15 protein-coding genes are annotated in these 15,179 nt (G+C 73.9%); 12 read left to right on the top strand and 3 right to left on the bottom strand.

The features are described from left to right. Nucleotides 1–184: 184 nt before the first annotated feature. Nucleotides 185–868, bottom strand: coding sequence for a phosphate signaling complex protein PhoU (phoU, locus tag ATJ88_RS15475; RefSeq protein WP_098464595.1), 684 nt, complete (start codon nt 866–868; stop codon nt 185–187). Between the two features lie 159 nt (nt 869–1,027). On the opposite strand from phoU, the gene ATJ88_RS15470 reads away from it, so the two are divergent. From ATJ88_RS15470 to pstB, 6 genes are all read left to right on the top strand, one after another. Beyond that, a complete protein-coding gene (locus ATJ88_RS15470; protein WP_098464594.1) occupies nt 1,028–2,314 on the top strand; it encodes a sensor histidine kinase in 1,287 nt (428 codons plus the stop codon). Continuing rightward, complete coding sequence (locus tag ATJ88_RS15465; RefSeq protein WP_098464593.1) at nt 2,311–3,018, top strand: response regulator transcription factor; 708 nt, start codon at nt 2,311–2,313, stop codon at nt 3,016–3,018. The genes ATJ88_RS15470 and ATJ88_RS15465 overlap by 4 nt, the downstream gene beginning before the upstream one ends. Nucleotides 3,019–3,242: 224 nt before the next feature. Next, complete coding sequence (gene pstS, locus ATJ88_RS15460) at nt 3,243–4,373, top strand: phosphate ABC transporter substrate-binding protein PstS (protein ID WP_098464592.1); 1,131 nt, start codon at nt 3,243–3,245, stop codon at nt 4,371–4,373. A 122-nt stretch (nt 4,374–4,495) separates the two neighbouring features. Beyond that, the gene (gene pstC / locus ATJ88_RS15455) at nt 4,496–5,479 is read left to right on the top strand and encodes a phosphate ABC transporter permease subunit PstC (RefSeq protein ID WP_425432689.1); all 984 of its coding nucleotides are present in this window, start codon (nt 4,496–4,498) and stop codon (nt 5,477–5,479) included. Next, nucleotides 5,479–6,435, top strand: a complete 957-nt coding sequence (gene pstA / locus ATJ88_RS15450; protein ID WP_098464591.1) for a phosphate ABC transporter permease PstA — start codon at nt 5,479–5,481, stop codon at nt 6,433–6,435. Before pstC ends, pstA begins: the two co-directional genes overlap by 1 nt. Before the next feature lie 43 nt (nt 6,436–6,478). After that, complete coding sequence (pstB, locus tag ATJ88_RS15445; RefSeq protein ID WP_098464590.1) at nt 6,479–7,258, top strand: phosphate ABC transporter ATP-binding protein PstB; 780 nt, start codon at nt 6,479–6,481, stop codon at nt 7,256–7,258. A 79-nt stretch (nt 7,259–7,337) separates the two neighbouring features. Here the strand turns inward: pstB and ATJ88_RS15440 are convergent, their stop codons facing one another. After that, nucleotides 7,338–7,811 carry a hypothetical protein gene (locus tag ATJ88_RS15440; protein WP_098464589.1) on the bottom strand — a complete coding sequence of 158 codons (474 nt, stop codon included), beginning with the start codon at nt 7,809–7,811 and terminating at the stop codon, nt 7,338–7,340. A 249-nt stretch (nt 7,812–8,060) separates the two neighbouring features. Here ATJ88_RS15440 and ATJ88_RS15435 point away from each other — a divergent pair, with 249 nt between their 5' ends. The 3 genes from ATJ88_RS15435 (at nt 8,061) to ispF (ending at nt 9,907) form a co-directional block, all read left to right on the top strand. After that, the gene (locus ATJ88_RS15435) at nt 8,061–8,543 is read left to right on the top strand and encodes a CarD family transcriptional regulator (RefSeq protein ID WP_098464588.1); all 483 of its coding nucleotides are present in this window, start codon (nt 8,061–8,063) and stop codon (nt 8,541–8,543) included. Between the two features lie 99 nt (nt 8,544–8,642). Next, on the top strand, nt 8,643–9,395 hold the full coding sequence (ispD, locus tag ATJ88_RS15430) for a 2-C-methyl-D-erythritol 4-phosphate cytidylyltransferase (RefSeq protein WP_098464587.1): 753 nt from the start codon (nt 8,643–8,645) through the stop codon (nt 9,393–9,395). 5 nt (nt 9,396–9,400) lie between these two features. Then, on the top strand, nt 9,401–9,907 hold the full coding sequence (gene ispF / locus ATJ88_RS15425; protein ID WP_098465407.1) for a 2-C-methyl-D-erythritol 2,4-cyclodiphosphate synthase: 507 nt from the start codon (nt 9,401–9,403) through the stop codon (nt 9,905–9,907). Between the two features lie 10 nt (nt 9,908–9,917). On the opposite strand, the gene ATJ88_RS15420 is transcribed toward ispF, so the two are convergent. After that, nucleotides 9,918–11,279, bottom strand: a complete 1,362-nt coding sequence (locus ATJ88_RS15420; protein WP_211287526.1) for a D-arabinono-1,4-lactone oxidase — start codon at nt 11,277–11,279, stop codon at nt 9,918–9,920. Between the two features lie 44 nt (nt 11,280–11,323). Here ATJ88_RS15420 and ATJ88_RS15415 point away from each other — a divergent pair, with 44 nt between their 5' ends. The 3 genes from ATJ88_RS15415 to rlmB are packed head-to-tail and all read left to right on the top strand — an operon-like array spanning nt 11,324 to nt 14,957. Beyond that, complete coding sequence (locus ATJ88_RS15415) at nt 11,324–12,484, top strand: alanine racemase (protein ID WP_098465406.1); 1,161 nt, start codon at nt 11,324–11,326, stop codon at nt 12,482–12,484. Nucleotides 12,485–12,529: 45 nt separating this feature from the next. Further along, the gene (gene cysS, locus ATJ88_RS15410; RefSeq protein ID WP_098464585.1) at nt 12,530–13,960 is read left to right on the top strand and encodes a cysteine--tRNA ligase; all 1,431 of its coding nucleotides are present in this window, start codon (nt 12,530–12,532) and stop codon (nt 13,958–13,960) included. Nucleotide 13,961: 1 nt separating this feature from the next. Further along, nucleotides 13,962–14,957 carry a 23S rRNA (guanosine(2251)-2'-O)-methyltransferase RlmB gene (gene rlmB / locus ATJ88_RS15405; protein ID WP_098464584.1) on the top strand — a complete coding sequence of 332 codons (996 nt, stop codon included), beginning with the start codon at nt 13,962–13,964 and terminating at the stop codon, nt 14,955–14,957. The last annotated feature ends 222 nt before the right edge of the window (nt 14,958–15,179 follow it).

The raw sequence follows: 15,179 nt of genomic DNA, 5'->3' as shown, positions 1-15,179 counted from the left end.
ACGACCCGGGGCCGGGCCTTCCTGCTGCCCGACGACGGTGGTGCGGTGTCGCTGTTCCTCAGGCTTCACCAGCGGACGCGTGAGGAACCACGACGACGGCGACGGCCGACGTCGTCGTCCCCCGCCGATCAGCAGGTGATGCGGGAGGAACGGCGACGCCGGCCGCAGGTCGGGCGTGGCGGGGTCAGACCTCCGCGGGCGACGAGGCCGGGGACGCCGTCGCCGCGGTGTCGAACTCGCCGGTCACGAGGAACGTGATGCGGCGGGCCACCGAGACGCCGTGGTCGCCGAACCGCTCGTAGTAGCGGCCCAGCAGGGTGACGTCGACCGTCTCCTGCGCGGTGCCCGTCCAGCCCGGGGCGAGCGTCGCCCCGAACGTGTCCTGGTGCAGCCGGTCGATCGCGTCGTCGCCCTCGAGGATCTCCTCGGCGAGGGCCACGTCACGGGTCGTGAGCAGCTCGGTGGTGCGGCGGGCGACGAGCCCCGCCGCCTCGTTCATCGCCACGAACGTGCCACGCGCCGACGGCGGCACGGCCAGCGCCGGGTAGCGGCCGCGGGCCACCTCCGCGACGTGACGGGCGAGGTCGCCCATCCGCTCCAGGGTGGCGCTGATGCGCAGCGCCGTGATGACGACCCGCAGGTCGGTCGCGACCGGCGCCTGCTGGGCCAGCAGGTGCACGCAGCGCTCGTCCAGCTCGCGCTCGAGCTGGTCGATGGCGCGGTCGGAGGCGATGACCTCCTGAGCGAGCTGGTGCTCGCCGTCGAGCAGTGCCGTCCCGGCCCGCGTGATCGCGGACTCGACGAGCCGGCTCATCTCGACCAGGCCGTCGCCGATCTGCTTCAGCTCGGCGTCGAAGATCTCTCGCATGGGTGTCCTCTCCACAGAATGGTGCCCGGCCACTCTCCCAGGATGCCCGGACCGCGAGGTGAACGGGGGCCGGTGCCCAGGTGAACAGTGGGCGACGCGCCGACGAGCACTTGCCGCCCTGGCACGGTGAGGCGCCGCGGGCGACCTAGGCTGCTGTCCGTGGAAGGAATCATCCAGGGGGTGACGGCCGTCGTCGCCGGCGTGCTGGGCGTCGTCGTGGGCGTCGTCGCCGCTCTCGCCTTCCGCTTCTCCGACCGTGCGCAGCGGCGCGACCCGGAGGAGTCGCCGGCCGAGCTCGACGCCGGCCTCGTGCGCGTCCTGTCGGTGCTGCGCTCCGCCGCGGTCGTCGTCGACGAGGACGACGAGGTCGTCCGCGCCTCGCCCCCCGCCTACGCGCTCGGGGTGGTGCGCAACGACGCGCTCGTCCACCAGACCATCGTGGACCTGGTGCGCGAGGTGCGTCGCGACGGCGTCATCCGGGAGAAGGAGCTGGAGCTGCCGCGCGGCCCCATCGGGTCCGGCACCGTGCTGCTCCAGGTCCGCGTGGCGCCCCTGGGGATGGACAAGCTGCTGGTCCTGGCCGAGGACCGCACCGAGGCAAGGCGCGTCGAGGCGATCCGCCGCGACTTCGTCGTCAACGTCTCCCACGAGCTCAAGACGCCCGTGGGCGCGATCGCGCTGCTCGCCGAGACCGTGCAGGACGCCGCCGACGACCCCGTCGCCGTGCGCCGGTTCACCGGCCGGATGCTCGCGGAGTCGCAGCGGCTGTCCGCGCTCGTCCACGAGATCATCGAGCTGTCCCGGCTGCAGGTCGCCGGCGCGCTCCAGGCCGTGCGGCCCGTGCCCGTGCGCGACGTCGTCGACGAGGCCGTCGACCGGGCGCGCACCACCGCCGCCGGGAAGAACATCACGATCACCGTCGGCGGGTCCGTGGACAGCGTCGTGTTCGGCGACCACAACCTGCTGGTCACCGCCGTGCGCAACCTGCTGGACAACGCCGTCAGCTACTCGGGGGAGAACACCCGGGTCGGCGTCGGCGTGCACGAGCGCGGCGGCCTGGTCGAGATCGACGTCGTCGACCAGGGCATCGGCATCTCCACCGAGGAGCAGGCACGCGTGTTCGAGCGGTTCTACCGCGTCGACCCCGCGCGCTCCCGCGACACCGGCGGCACGGGGCTCGGGCTGAGCATCGTCAAGCACGTCGCCGCGGACCACGGCGGCGACGTCCGCGTGTGGTCCGAACCGGGCAAGGGGTCGACGTTCACCCTGCGGATCCCCGCCGCCGACCTGCCCCGGCACGAGCCGTCCGCGTCGTCGCCGGAGAGCCCGGACGACGCCCCCCAGCACGACGACAGGGTGGTCCGGCCGCTGCGTGAGCGCCGCCGGACGACCGACGACGACCACGGGTCCGCTGCGGGCCCGTCGAACGAGGAGGTAGGCGCGTGACGCGCATCCTGGTGGTTGAGGACGAGGAGTCGTACCGCGACCCGCTGACGTACCAGCTCACGCGGGAGGGGTACGAGGTCGTCGCGGTGTCCGACGGCAACGCCGCCCTCGAACGGTACGACGACGGCGGCGCGGACCTCGTGCTGCTCGACCTCATGCTCCCCGGCCTCAGCGGCACCGAGGTGTGCCGTGAGCTGCGGCAGCGCGGCGACGTGCCCATCATCATGCTCACCGCGAAGGACTCCGAGATCGACAAGGTCGTGGGGCTCGAGCTGGGCGCCGACGACTACGTCACCAAGCCGTACTCGTTCCGCGAGCTGCTGGCCCGCATGCGGGCCGTCATGCGGCGGCGCGGTGCCGCCGCGGCGGACAACGGGGTCGCGCACGACGACGGGGAGTCCGTGCTGGAGGTCGGCCCCGTGCGGATGGACGTGGAGCGCCACACGGTCGCCGTGGGCGGGTCCACCGTGTCGCTGCCGCTCAAGGAGTTCGACCTGCTGGAGCTGCTGCTGCGCAACGCGGGACGCGTCCTGACCCGCGGCCAGCTCATCGACCGCGTGTGGGGCGCCGACTACGTGGGCGACACCAAGACCCTCGACGTCCACGTGAAGCGCATCCGGTCGAAGATCGAGTCCGACCCGGGCGCGCCGTCGCTGCTCCTGACGGTGCGGGGCCTCGGCTACAAGTTCGCCGACGGCGAGTGACCGCCGGCAGCGCGTGACCACCGACGGCGCGTGACCACCGACGCGGCCCGGCCCCCGACACCCGGGGGCCGGGCCGCGTCGCGCCGTCCCCGCAAGGCCGCCACGCCAACCTGCCCACCGGTGTTCACGAGTCGTTCATCTTCTCCTTCTCGGCGGTCCACCTGCGGTCCCTAGCGTCACGGACGAACGCCGGCGCCCGCCGGTGATGTCACCGTGTGAACAGGATGGAACGACTCGTGAACCTCAGCCGATTCACCCGTGCCGGATCTGCCGTCGCCGTCGGTGTGCTGGCACTGAGCCTGGCCGCGTGCGGTTCGGACCCCGAGCCCGCCGGCGGTTCGACCGCCGGGTCGGACACCGGGGAGACGGCCGCCGAGGGTGGCCTCGCGGGCCAGCTCTCCGGCGGTGGAGCGTCCTCGCAGGAGGCGGCGATGAACGCGTGGCGTGCGGGCTTCCAGCAGGCCAACCCCGACGCGACCGTGAACTACGACCCCGTCGGCTCGGGCGGTGGCCGCACCGGCTTCGGTGACGGCACCTACCTGTTCGCCGGCTCGGACGCCGCGCTGGACGACGAGGAGCTCGCCGCCGCCGAGGCCCAGTGCGGCGCGGACGGCGTCATCGAGTTCCCCGGCTACGTCAGCCCGATCGCGATCGCCTTCAACCTCGACGGCGTCGACTCGCTGAACCTCCAGCCGGAGACGATCGCCAACATCTTCCTCGGCGAGATCACCTCGTGGGACGACGAGGCCATCAAGGCCGACAACCCGGACGTCGAGCTCCCCTCGACGGCCATCACGGTCGTGCACCGCTCCGACGAGTCGGGCACCACCGAGAACTTCGAGGAGTACCTCTACGCCGTCGCCCCGGACGTGTGGACCGAGGAGCCGTCGGGCGTGTGGCCGGTGGACGGCCAGGAGTCCGCGCAGGGCACCTCCGGCGTCGTGGGCGCGGCCCAGGCCGGCCAGGGCACCATCACCTACGCCGACGCGTCGCAGGTCGCCGACCTCGGCACCGTCGCGGTGGGCGTGGGCGGCGAGTTCGTCTCCTACTCCGCCGAGGCCGCCGCCGAGGTCGTGGCCCAGTCGCCGCGCACCGAGGGCACCAGCGAGCACGTCTACACGATCGACCTGGAGCGGGACATCGCGGGCACCTACCCGATCGTCCTGGTCTCCTACACCCTGGCCTGCAGCACCTACGCCGACCAGGAGACCGCGGACCTCGTCAAGGGCTTCATCTCCTACGTGGCCAGCGAGGAGGGCCAGCAGGCCGCCTCGGACGCCGCGGGCTCCGCGCCGATGTCCGACACGATCCGCGAGGCCGTCCAGCCCGGCATCGACGCCATCACCGCCGGCTGACCGAGACGACCTGACCGGCCCGACGTCGGGCGGTCGGGCGGGGGACACCCGCCCGGCCGCCCGACGCCGGGCCTGACGAACAGAAGGCGACACCAGTGCCCAAGCACGAACGAGGTAGGACCGTGAGCATCACCGACAGCCCACCCGAGGTGGGCTCCCGCGCCGTCCGACGCCGGTCGTCCGACCGCGGGATGAACCGCGTCTTCCGCTGGCTCGCCGTCGGCGCCGGCGTGACGATCCTCGCGGCGCTCGCCGCGGTCGCCCTGTTCCTCGTCGGGCAGGCGTGGCCCGCCCTGACCGCGTCGCCGGAGGAGCTGGCCGCCGGTGCCGCCCGGTTCCCCGAGGGCACGACCCTGCTGGCGTTCGTCGGCCCGCTGGTGTTCGGCACGCTGCTCGCCGCCGTGCTGGCGCTGTGCCTGGCGGTGCCGGTCGCGATCGGCATCGCGCTGTTCATCTCCCACTACGCGCCGCGGCGCCTGGCCCAGCTGCTCGGCTACCTGGTCGACCTGCTGGCCGCCATCCCGTCGGTGGTCTACGGCCTGTGGGGCTTCCTCGTGCTCGCCCCGGCGCTCACGCCGTTCTGGCTGTGGCTCAACGAGCACGCGGGCTGGATCCCGCTGTTCGGCGGGCAGGCGTCGTCCACCGGCCGCGCGATGGCGACCGTCGCCGTCGTCCTGGCGATCATGATCTTGCCGATCATCACGGCGGTGTCCCGCGAGGTGTTCCTCCAGACGCCGCGCCTGCACGAGGAGGCGGCGCTCGCGCTCGGCGCGACCCGCTGGGAGGTCGTGCGCACCGCCGTCCTGCCGTTCGGCCGCTCCGGCGTGATCTCGGCGTCCATGCTGGGCCTCGGCCGGGCGCTCGGCGAGACGATGGCGGTCCTGATGATCCTGTCCCCGGGCCTCACGTACTCGCTCGACATCCTGGCCGCCGGTCAGCACCAGACCATCGCCGCGTACATCGCCGCGGACTTCCCGGAGTCGACGGGGCTGGGCATCAACACGCTCATCGCCGCCGGCCTGGCGCTGTTCGTCATCACGCTGGCCGTCAACATGACCGCGCGCTGGATCGTGGCGCGCCGCAAGGAATTCTCGGGGGCCAACTGATGAGCGTCTCGACCCTGTCCAGCGCCGACGCCACGGAGCGCACCCGCGCGCTCCTCACGGCGGCGGACCCGCGCCGCCGGCGCACCGACCGCACCATGCAGGTCCTCATCTGGTTCGCCTTCGCCCTGGCGATGGTCCCGCTGGCGTGGCTGCTGTGGACCGTGACCGTCGAGGGCGTCGGCCGCATCAGCCTCGACTTCCTCACGCAGTCGATGCGCAACGTGTTCGGCGGCGACCCGCGCGGCGGCATCTACCACGCGATCATGGGCACGCTGATCATCACGGGCCTGGCGACCCTCATCTCGGTGCCGGTCGGCATCATGACGGCCATCTACCTCGTGGAGTACGGCAAGGGCTGGCTCGCGCGGTCGGTGACGTTCTTCGTGGACGTCATGACGGGCATCCCGTCGATCGTGGCCGGCCTCTTCGCCTTCTCGCTCTTCGCGCTGTTCTTCGGCCCCAGCGTCCGGATCGGCGTCATGGGCGCGGTCGCGCTGTCGGTGCTGATGATCCCCGTCGTGGTGCGCTCCTGCGAGGAGATGCTCAAGCTCGTCCCGAACGAGCTGCGCGAGGCCTCCTACGCCCTCGGCGTGCCCAAGTGGCTGACCATCGTCAAGGTGGTCCTGCGGACCTCCGTGGCGGGCCTGACGACGGGCGTCCTGCTCGCCGTCGCCCGCGTCATCGGGGAGACCGCGCCGCTGCTCGTCACCGTCGGCGTCACCGACTCGATCAACACCAACCCGTTCGAGGGCCGCATGATGACACTGCCCGTGTTCACGTACCGGCAGTACCACCAGGGCTACGCGCCCTGCCCCGGCGGCGAGTCCGCCACCTGCGTCGCGGACGTCGCGTTCCAGAACGCCTGGGGTGCCGCGCTGGTGCTCATCGTGATCGTCCTCGCCCTCAACCTCGTCGGCCGTCTGGTGAACCGCTGGTTCGCCCCGAAGCTGCGCTGACGCGCACGCCCGCCGACCCGCAGCACGAAAGAAGGAAACCCCGATGGCTCAGCGCATCGACGTGAAGGACCTGAACATCTACTACGGTGACTTCCTCGCCGTGCAGGACGTCACCATGACGATCGACCCGCGCTCCGTGACGGCCTTCATCGGCCCGTCCGGCTGCGGCAAGTCGACGTTCCTGCGCACCCTCAACCGCATGCACGAGGTCATCCCCGGCGCGCGCGTCGAGGGCACGGTCGAGCTGGAGGGCGTCGACCTGTACGGCACCGACGTCGACCCGGTGGCCGTGCGCCGCACGGTCGGCATGGTGTTCCAGCGACCGAACCCGTTCCCCACGATGTCGATCCGCGACAACGTGCTGGCGGGCGTGAAGCTCAACAACCGCCGCATCTCCCGGGCGGACGCGGACGACCTCGTCGAGTCGTCCCTGCGTGGCGCCAACCTGTGGAACGAGGTCAAGGACCGCCTCGAGAAGCCGGGCTCGGGCCTGTCGGGCGGTCAGCAGCAGCGGCTCTGCATCGCCCGCGCCATCGCGGTGAAGCCGCAGGTGCTCCTCATGGACGAGCCCTGCTCGGCGCTCGACCCGATCTCGACGATCGCCATCGAGGACCTCATCGGCGAGCTGAAGCAGGAGTACACGATCGTCATCGTCACGCACAACATGCAGCAGGCGGCGCGCGTGAGCGACCGGACGGCGTTCTTCAACATCGCGGGCACCGGCAAGCCGGGCAAGCTCATCGAGATGGACGACACCGCCACGATCTTCTCGTCGCCGTCCGAGAAGTCGACCGAGGACTACGTGTCGGGCCGGTTCGGCTGAGCCGCGAGGCCACCGGGACGACCAAGGCCCTCCGCGCTCCGAGGAGCGGGGAGGGCCTTCGTCATGCGCGGGGTGCCGGTCACGGCACGTAGGCGGCGTACTCCGGGAGGGTGGAGTCGAAGACGGGGAGGTAGAAGTCCTCGGTGTCGTCGCCGGCGGTGAGGGTGGCCTCCAGGTTGCCGCCGGGGATCGTGGCGACGGAGTCGAGGGTGACCTGCTCGCCCTCCTCGGTGCCGAGGTAGACCGTCTCCTGCGCGGGGACGGTCACGGTGACCGGGGCGGCGCCCGTCGCGGTGAGCGTGAAGGTGAGGTCCTCGGAGGAGCTGTTGGCGAGCGCGCCGAACACGGCGCCCTCGGAGCCCTCGGCGGGCGACAGCACCATGAGGTTGAGGCCGCGGGCCTCCACGTCCGTGAAGTCGACGCGCGTCCCGTCGGAGGGGGCGTAGGGCAGCTCGGTGGTCACGGGCGCGCACGCGCCGAGGAGCAGGACGCTCGCGGCGGCTGCGCCGGCGGCGACGGCGGCGGGTCGGGCAGGGCGGGCGGAGCGAGCCACGAGCTCTCCTTCGGCTGTGCTGTGCGCGCCGGCCTCGGGCAGGGCGCACCGATCATCTCGGGTGGAGGGTGGGCGCAGAGCGCCCGCACCCATCCTAGTGGGGTCGCGGAGGTGATCTCACGCGGTGTGCGGAACAGGGCTCTGACCTGCGAAGACGCTGTGCTCGACCGGGTCGTGGGCAGGGGGCGTCCCGCGGGAGGCAAGCGCTCCCGTGATAGACTCGGTCACTGGGAAAGGGGACATCTGCAGATGACGTTCACAGTAGGCGAGACGGTTGTCTACCCGCATCACGGCGCAGCCCTGATCGAAGAGGTCAAGACGCGCAAGATCCGCGGCGAAGAGAAGATGTACCTCAAGCTCAAGGTCGCCCAGGGTGACCTGACGATCGAGGTCCCGGCGGAGAACGTCGACCTCGTCGGTGTGCGCGACGTCGTGGACCAGGAGGGTCTCGACCGCGTGTTCGACGTCCTGCGGGCGCCGTACACCGAGGAGCCGACCAACTGGTCGCGACGGTACAAGGCCAACCTGGAGAAGCTGGCGTCCGGCGACGTCATCAAGGTCGGCGAGGTCGTCCGCGACCTGTCGCGCCGCGACGCGGACCGCGGGCTCAGCGCCGGCGAGAAGCGCATGCTGGCCAAGGCCCGCCAGATCCTCGAGTCCGAGGTCGCCCTCGCCGAGGGTGTCGACGAGGAGAAGGCCGGCGCCATCATCGACGAGGTCCTGGCCTCCTGACGGACCTCCCGTCCATCGAGCCACGAAGGGTGGCCGCCCCGCCGGGCGGCCACCCTTCGCCGTCCCCGGTGCGGCCGCGCGCGCCGCTAGGGTGACCGCGTGAGGACACTCGCCGTCATCACGGCCGCCGGGGACGGCACCCGGCTCGGGCTCGGCCGGCCGAAGGCGCTCGTCGAGCTCGACGGCGCCCCCCTGCTCCTGCACGCCGCCCGCAACCTGTGCGCGTCCGGGGCGGTGGACGCCGTCGTCGTGACGTGCCCGCCCGCCGCCGTCGCCGACGTCGCCGCGCTGCTGGCCGCCGACCCCCTCGTGGACCGTCCCGTCGACGTCGTGCCCGGGGGCGCGACCCGCCAGGACTCGGTGCGCGCCGGCCTGGACGCCGGCACGCGGGGTACCGACGACGACCCCCGCGACGACGTCGACGTCGTGCTCGTGCACGACGCCGCCCGCCCCCTCGCCCCGCCGGACCTGGTGCGCCGCGTCGTCGCGGCCGTGCGGGCCGGCCGACCCGCCGTCGTGCCCGGTCTGCCCGTGACGGACACGGTCAAGCGGGTGGTCCCCGACCCGGACGCCACCGCGGGGGAGGAGGTCGTCGCGACCGTCGACCGCACCCCGCTGCGCGCCGTGCAGACCCCGCAGGGCTTCGACCGGGAGGTCCTGGCCCGGGCGCACCGGGAGGCGCAGCGCGGGGGCGTGGCGGCCACCGACGACGCGGGCCTCGTCGAGGCGCTCGGCCTGCCCGTGCACGTCGTGCCGGGCGACCCGGCGGCCGCGAAGATCACCACCCCGGAGGACCTCCTCCTGGCGCGCTGGCGCGTCCAGGGCCGGCCGCCCGGACCTCCGCTAGCGTGACGGGCATGGCTGCCGAGCGTCCCGGTCCGGGGTGGAACCTGCCGCGCACCGGCGTCGGCGTGGACGTGCACGCGTTCGCGCCCGACGACGACCGACCGCTGTGGCTCGCGGGCCTGCACTGGCCGGGGGAGCGGGGCCTGGTGGGGCACTCCGACGCGGACGTCGCCGCGCACGCGGCCGCGGACGCCCTGTTCTCCGCGGCGGGCCTCGGCGGGCTCGGCACGCACTTCGGCACCGCGGAGCCCCGCTGGGCGGGTGCGCGCGGCACGGAGCTGCTCGCCGAGGCCGCGCGGCGCGTCCGCGCCGCCGGGTTCGAGGTCGGGAACGTCGCCGTGCAGGTGATCGGCAACCGGCCCCGCCTGGAGCCGCGACGCGCGGAGGCGCAGGACGTGCTCACCGCCGCCCTGGGCGCGCCCGTGTCGCTCAGCGCCACCACGACCGACGGCCTCGGCCTCACGGGCCGCGGCGAGGGCGTCGCCGCGATCGCGACGGCGCTCGTCGTGCCGGCCTAGACCCGGCGGTTCACGCCGTACCGAGGACCCGGTCGACGTAGGCGTTGCGGAACACGCCGCCGGGGTCGACGACGGAGCGCACACGGGCGACGTCGTCCAACGGGTAGTGCTCGGCCAGGTCGGCCGCGGTCCGGGTGTGCAGCTTGCCCCAGTGGGGGCGCCCGCCCGCGGCCACGAAGATCTTCTCCGCGGCGTCGAAGTACCGCCGGTACGGCATCCGGTGGTACTGGTGCACCGCCACGTACGCCGACGCGCGGCCGCGAGCCGTGGACAGCCACACGTCGTCCGGCGCGGTGCAGCGCACCTCCACGGGGAACGGCACCAGCTCGCCCGACGCCGCCAGCCACCCCGACAGCTCCGTGAGGACCCCGGCCAGCTCCGCGCGCGGCAGGGCGTACTCCATCTCGACGAACCGGACCCGCCGCCGCGTCACCATCACACGGTCCGACGGTGCGACGTGCGTCCGGTCGCCCAGGACGGCGGCGCTCAGCGCGTTGAGGCGCGGCACCGTGCGCGGTGCGGCGGCGGCGACCTGCATGATCGCGCCCAGGGCCCCGTTGGCGAGGACCTCCTCGTCGAGCAGGCTGCGGGCCGCGTGGCCGGCCCGGCGCAGCGCGCCCCCGACGCCGCGCCGCGACGCCTCGTACGCGGCCGTCCCGGCGTGGTCGACGACGTCGTGCGTCCACGTCAGCATGCGGTCCGTGCCCGGGAACCAGTAGGCGTCCATCCGGTGGTGCCCGTCGAACAGGGCGTCGACCCCGTCGACGACCTCCGACCACGGCCGCACCCGTTCGGTGGAGCGCAGCAGGTAGGCGGGCACCACGTCGAGCGTCACCGCCGACAGGATCCCCACCGACCCCAGCCCGAGGCGGGCGACCTCGAACAGCTCCCGCTCCGGCGAGCCCGGGGCGTCGGCGTCCGAGACCGCGCGCACCGTCCCGTCGCCGACGACGACCCGCACGCCCCGCACCTGGGTGGCGAGGCCGCCCAGCCGGGCGCCCGTCCCGTGGGTGCCCGTCGAGATCGCCCCCGCGACCGACTGACGGTCGATGTCGCCGAGGTTGCGCATCGCCAGCCCACGCTCCCGCAGCAGGGCGTTGAGCTCGTGCAGCCGGGTGCCCGCCCCCACGGTGACGAGAGCACCGTCGGGCGTCCGCTCCACCGACTCCACGCCCGACAGGTGGTCCAGGCCGAGCAGCAGCCCGTCCGTCACCGCGGCGTCCGTGAACGAGTGCCCGGCGCCCACGGCACGGACCCGCAGGCCCTCCGCCGCCGCCCGCGCGACCAGCGCGGACAGCTCGGCCTCGTCGCGGGGCGCGGCCCGCCGCGCGGGGGTGGCGGTGAACGTCCCGCCCCAGGTGGTGAATGTCACAGCGCACACTCTGCCACCTCCCCGGGCCGGTGTACGGTGCCGCCATGACGACGAACCGGCTCACCCGGGCCACCGCCGGCGTCCCCGGTCCCGTTGCCGTCGTCGACCTCGACGCCTTCGACGCCAACGCCGCCGACCTCCTGCGCCGCGCCGCCGGGACACCCGTCCGCCTCGCCGCGAAGTCCGTGCGCGTGCGCTCCCTCGTCGAGCGGGGTCTCGACGCCGGGTTCCGCGGCGTCATGGCGTTCACGCTGGCCGAGGCGCTGTGGCTCGTCGAGCAGGGCGTCGCTGACGTCCTCGTCGGCTACCCCACGGTCGACCGCGACGCCCTCGCCCGCCTCGCCGCCGACCCGCGCGCCCGCCGCGAGATCACCCTCATGGCCGACGACGCCGCGCACGTCGCCCTGCTGCGCACCGCGCTCGCCGCCGCCGCACCCGGACCCGACGTCGCCGTCTGCCTCGACGTCGACGCGTCGCTGCGCGTCGGCCGCGCCCACCTCGGCACCCGCCGGTCCCCGCTGCGCACCCCCGCGCAGGTCGCGCACCTCGCCGCCCTCGCCGACCGCGACGGCGTGCACGTGCGCGGACTCATGACGTACGAGGCCCAGGTCGCCGGCATCCCCGACACCCCCGTCAACCGGGTCGTCAAGGCGTTCTCCGTGCCCGACGTCGACCGGCGACGCCGCGCCGTCCTCGACGCCCTGCACGCCACCCTCGGCCGCGACGTCGAGCTCGTCAACGCCGGCGGCACCGGCTCCCTGGAGACCTCCGCCGCCGGACCCGGCGTCACCGAGGTCACCGCCGGCTCCGGCCTGTTCGTCCCCGGCACGTTCGACCGCTTCCGGTCCTTCGTCCCGCGACCCGCCGCCTACTTCGGGCTCGACGTCGTCCGCACCCCCGCACCCGACTGGGCCACCGCGTTCGGCGGCGGCTACGTCGCCTCCGGCCCCGCCGGCACCAGCCGCCTGCCCCGCCTCGTCACCCCCGGCTGGTCCCTCACCCGCCGCGAGGCCGCCGGCGAGGTCCAGACCCCCCTGCACCGCCGCCGCGACGGACGCCCCCTCGACATCGGCGACCGCGTGTGGTTCCGGCACGCCAAGGCCGGCGAGCTCATGGAACGCTTCGCCGTCGTCCATCTCGTGCGCGGCGACGAGGTCGTCGACGTCGTCCCGACGTACCGCGGCGAGGGACACACCTTCGGCTGACCGGTTCCGGGAGGTCGGACGGGGCCCGGCCGGTACGCTTGACCGGTGACCTTGCACCTGTATGACACCGCCACGCGCACCGTGCGCGAGCTCGTCCCCCGCACCCCGGGCAAGGTCGGCATCTACGTCTGCGGCGCCACCGTGCAGTCCGCGCCCCACGTCGGCCACCTCCGCCCCGTCGTCGCGTTCGACGTCCTGCGCCGCTGGCTCGTGCGCTCCGGCCTCGACGTCACCCTCATCCGCAACATCACCGACATCGACGACAAGATCCTCGCGAAGGCCGCCGACGCCGGCCGCGAGTGGTGGGCGCACGCCGCGCTGTACGAGCGGGAGTTCGCCGCCGCCTACGACGCGCTCGGCGTCCTGCCGCCCACCTACGAGCCGCGCGCCACCCAGCACATGCCGCAGATGATCGCGCTCATGGACCGGCTCGTCGAGCGCGGCCACGCCTACGCCACCGGCCCCGGCAACGTCTGGTTCGACGTCCGCTCCTGGTCCGGCTACGGGTCCCTCACCCGCCAGCGCCTCGACGATCTCAACCCCGAGTCGACCGACGACGCCGTCGCCGGAGAGAAGAAGGACCCCCACGACTTCGCCCTGTGGAAGGCCCCGCGCGACGGCGAGCCCGCCACCGCGTCCTGGGACAGCCCCTACGGGCGCGGCCGGCCCGGCTGGCACCTCGAGTGCTCCGCCATGGCGCAGCGCTACCTCGGCGACGCCTTCGACATCCACGGCGGCGGCCTCGACCTGCGCTTCCCCCACCACGAGAACGAGCAGGCGCAGTCCCGCGCCGCCGGGTACGGGTTCGCCGACCGCTGGATGCACTCCGCGTGGGTCACCCAGCAGGGCGTCAAGATGAGCAAGTCGCTCGGCAACGGGCTGGCCGCGCACGAGCTCCTCGCGCACGCCCCCGCCGCCGCCGTGCGCTACGCCCTCGCCGCCGTGCAGTACCGGTCCATGCTCGAGTGGGGCCCCGACACCCTCGACGAGGCGCGCGCCACCTGGGAGCGCCTCTCCGGCTTCGTCGCCCGCGCCGCCGAACGCGTCACCCCCGTCACCCTCGACGAGGTGCGCACCACCGTGCTGCCCGACGCGTTCACCACCGCCATGGACGACGACCTCAACGTCCCCGCCGCGCTCGCCGTCGTCCACGAGACGCTCCGCGCCGGGAACACCGCGCTCGCCGCCGGCGACGACGACGCGGCACGCGCCGCGCTCGTCGCGCTGCGCGGCATGCTCGACGTGCTCGGGCTCGACCCGGCCGACCCGCACTGGACCGCCACCACCGACAACCGTGCCGACGCCGCGCTCGACTCGCTCGTGCGCGCCGAGCTCGACGCGCGGGCCGCCGCCCGCGCCGCCAAGGACTGGGCCACGAGCGACGCCATCCGAGACCGCCTCACCGCGGCCGGCGTCGTCGTGCAGGACTCACCGGACGGCGCCCGCTGGGCGCTGGCCGACTCGAAGGGGGAATGACATGGCCGGCAACTCGCAGCGCCAGGGCGCCACACGCAAGGGTGGCGCCAAGAAGAGCGCCACCGCCGGTACCGGTGGGAAGAACCGCCGCGCCCTCGAGGGCAAGGGACCCACGCCCAAGGCCGAGGACCGCACCTACCACCCCGCCCACAAGCGCAAGGTCGCCGCGGAGAAGCGGCGCGCCGCCGAAGCGGGCACCAACGCCCGCAAGGGCGTCGCCCGCGGCACCCGCCGCGCCACCGGCGGCGCCGAGGTCGTCGCCGGCCGCAACGCCGTCGTCGAGGCCCTCCGCTCCGAGGTGCCCGCCACCGCCGTCCACATGGCCGAGCGCATCGAGCACGACGACCGCACCCGCGAGATCCTCGAGCTCGCGTCCATCCAGGGCGTGCGCCTCCTCGAGTCGTCCCGCGGCGCCCTCGACCAGCTCACCGAAGGGTCCGTGCACCAGGGCGTCGCCATGGAGGTGCCGCCCTACGAGTACGCCACCGTCGACGACCTGCTCGACGCCGCCGCCGCGGCCGACGAGGCGCCACTCATCATCGCGCTCGACTCCGTCACCGACCCGCGCAACCTCGGTGCCGTCCTCCGCTCCGCCGGCGCGTTCGGTGCCCACGGCGTGCTCGTGCCCTCGCGGCGCACCGCGTCCGTCACCGCGTCCGCCTGGAAGGTGTCCGCCGGGGCCGCCGCCCGCGTCCCCGTCGCCAAGGAGACCAACCTCGCGCGCACCCTCGCCGACCTCAAGAAGGCCGGCCTGTTCGTCGTCGGCCTCGACGCCGGCGGCGACACCACCGTCCGCGACCTCGCCTTCTCCACCGACCCCCTGGTCGTGGTCGTCGGCTCCGAGGGCAAGGGCCTGTCCCGCCTCGTCCGCGAGGCCTGCGACGCCGTCGCGTCCATCCCGATCTCCTCGTCCGTCGAGTCGCTGAACGCCGGCGTCGCCGCGGGCATCACCCTCTACGAGGTCTCCCAGGCGCGCGCGGCCGCTGCCACCGACTGACGACCCAGCGCAGCCTCCGCCGAGCCGGCGCCGGCCCGCTCGGGTCGGCGCCGGCTGGTTGCGTCCGGGGTCGGGGTGGCCGGGCACGGTCGCGTTCACGGGCCCCAGGGGGCCCTCCACTTCGGGTCGGACGACCGTGCCCGGCCACCCCGACCCCGGCCTTCGTCGTCGGCTCGCGTCGTGCGGACGCTCCGCGAGTCAGCGCAGATCTCCGCGAGTCAG

It is taken from the genome of Isoptericola jiangsuensis, assembly GCF_002563715.1.
Classification (GTDB): domain Bacteria; phylum Actinomycetota; class Actinomycetes; order Actinomycetales; family Cellulomonadaceae; genus Isoptericola; species Isoptericola jiangsuensis.
The sequence above is the reverse complement of the archived record's forward strand: the minus strand, read 5'-3'. Positions and strand labels throughout refer to the sequence as shown.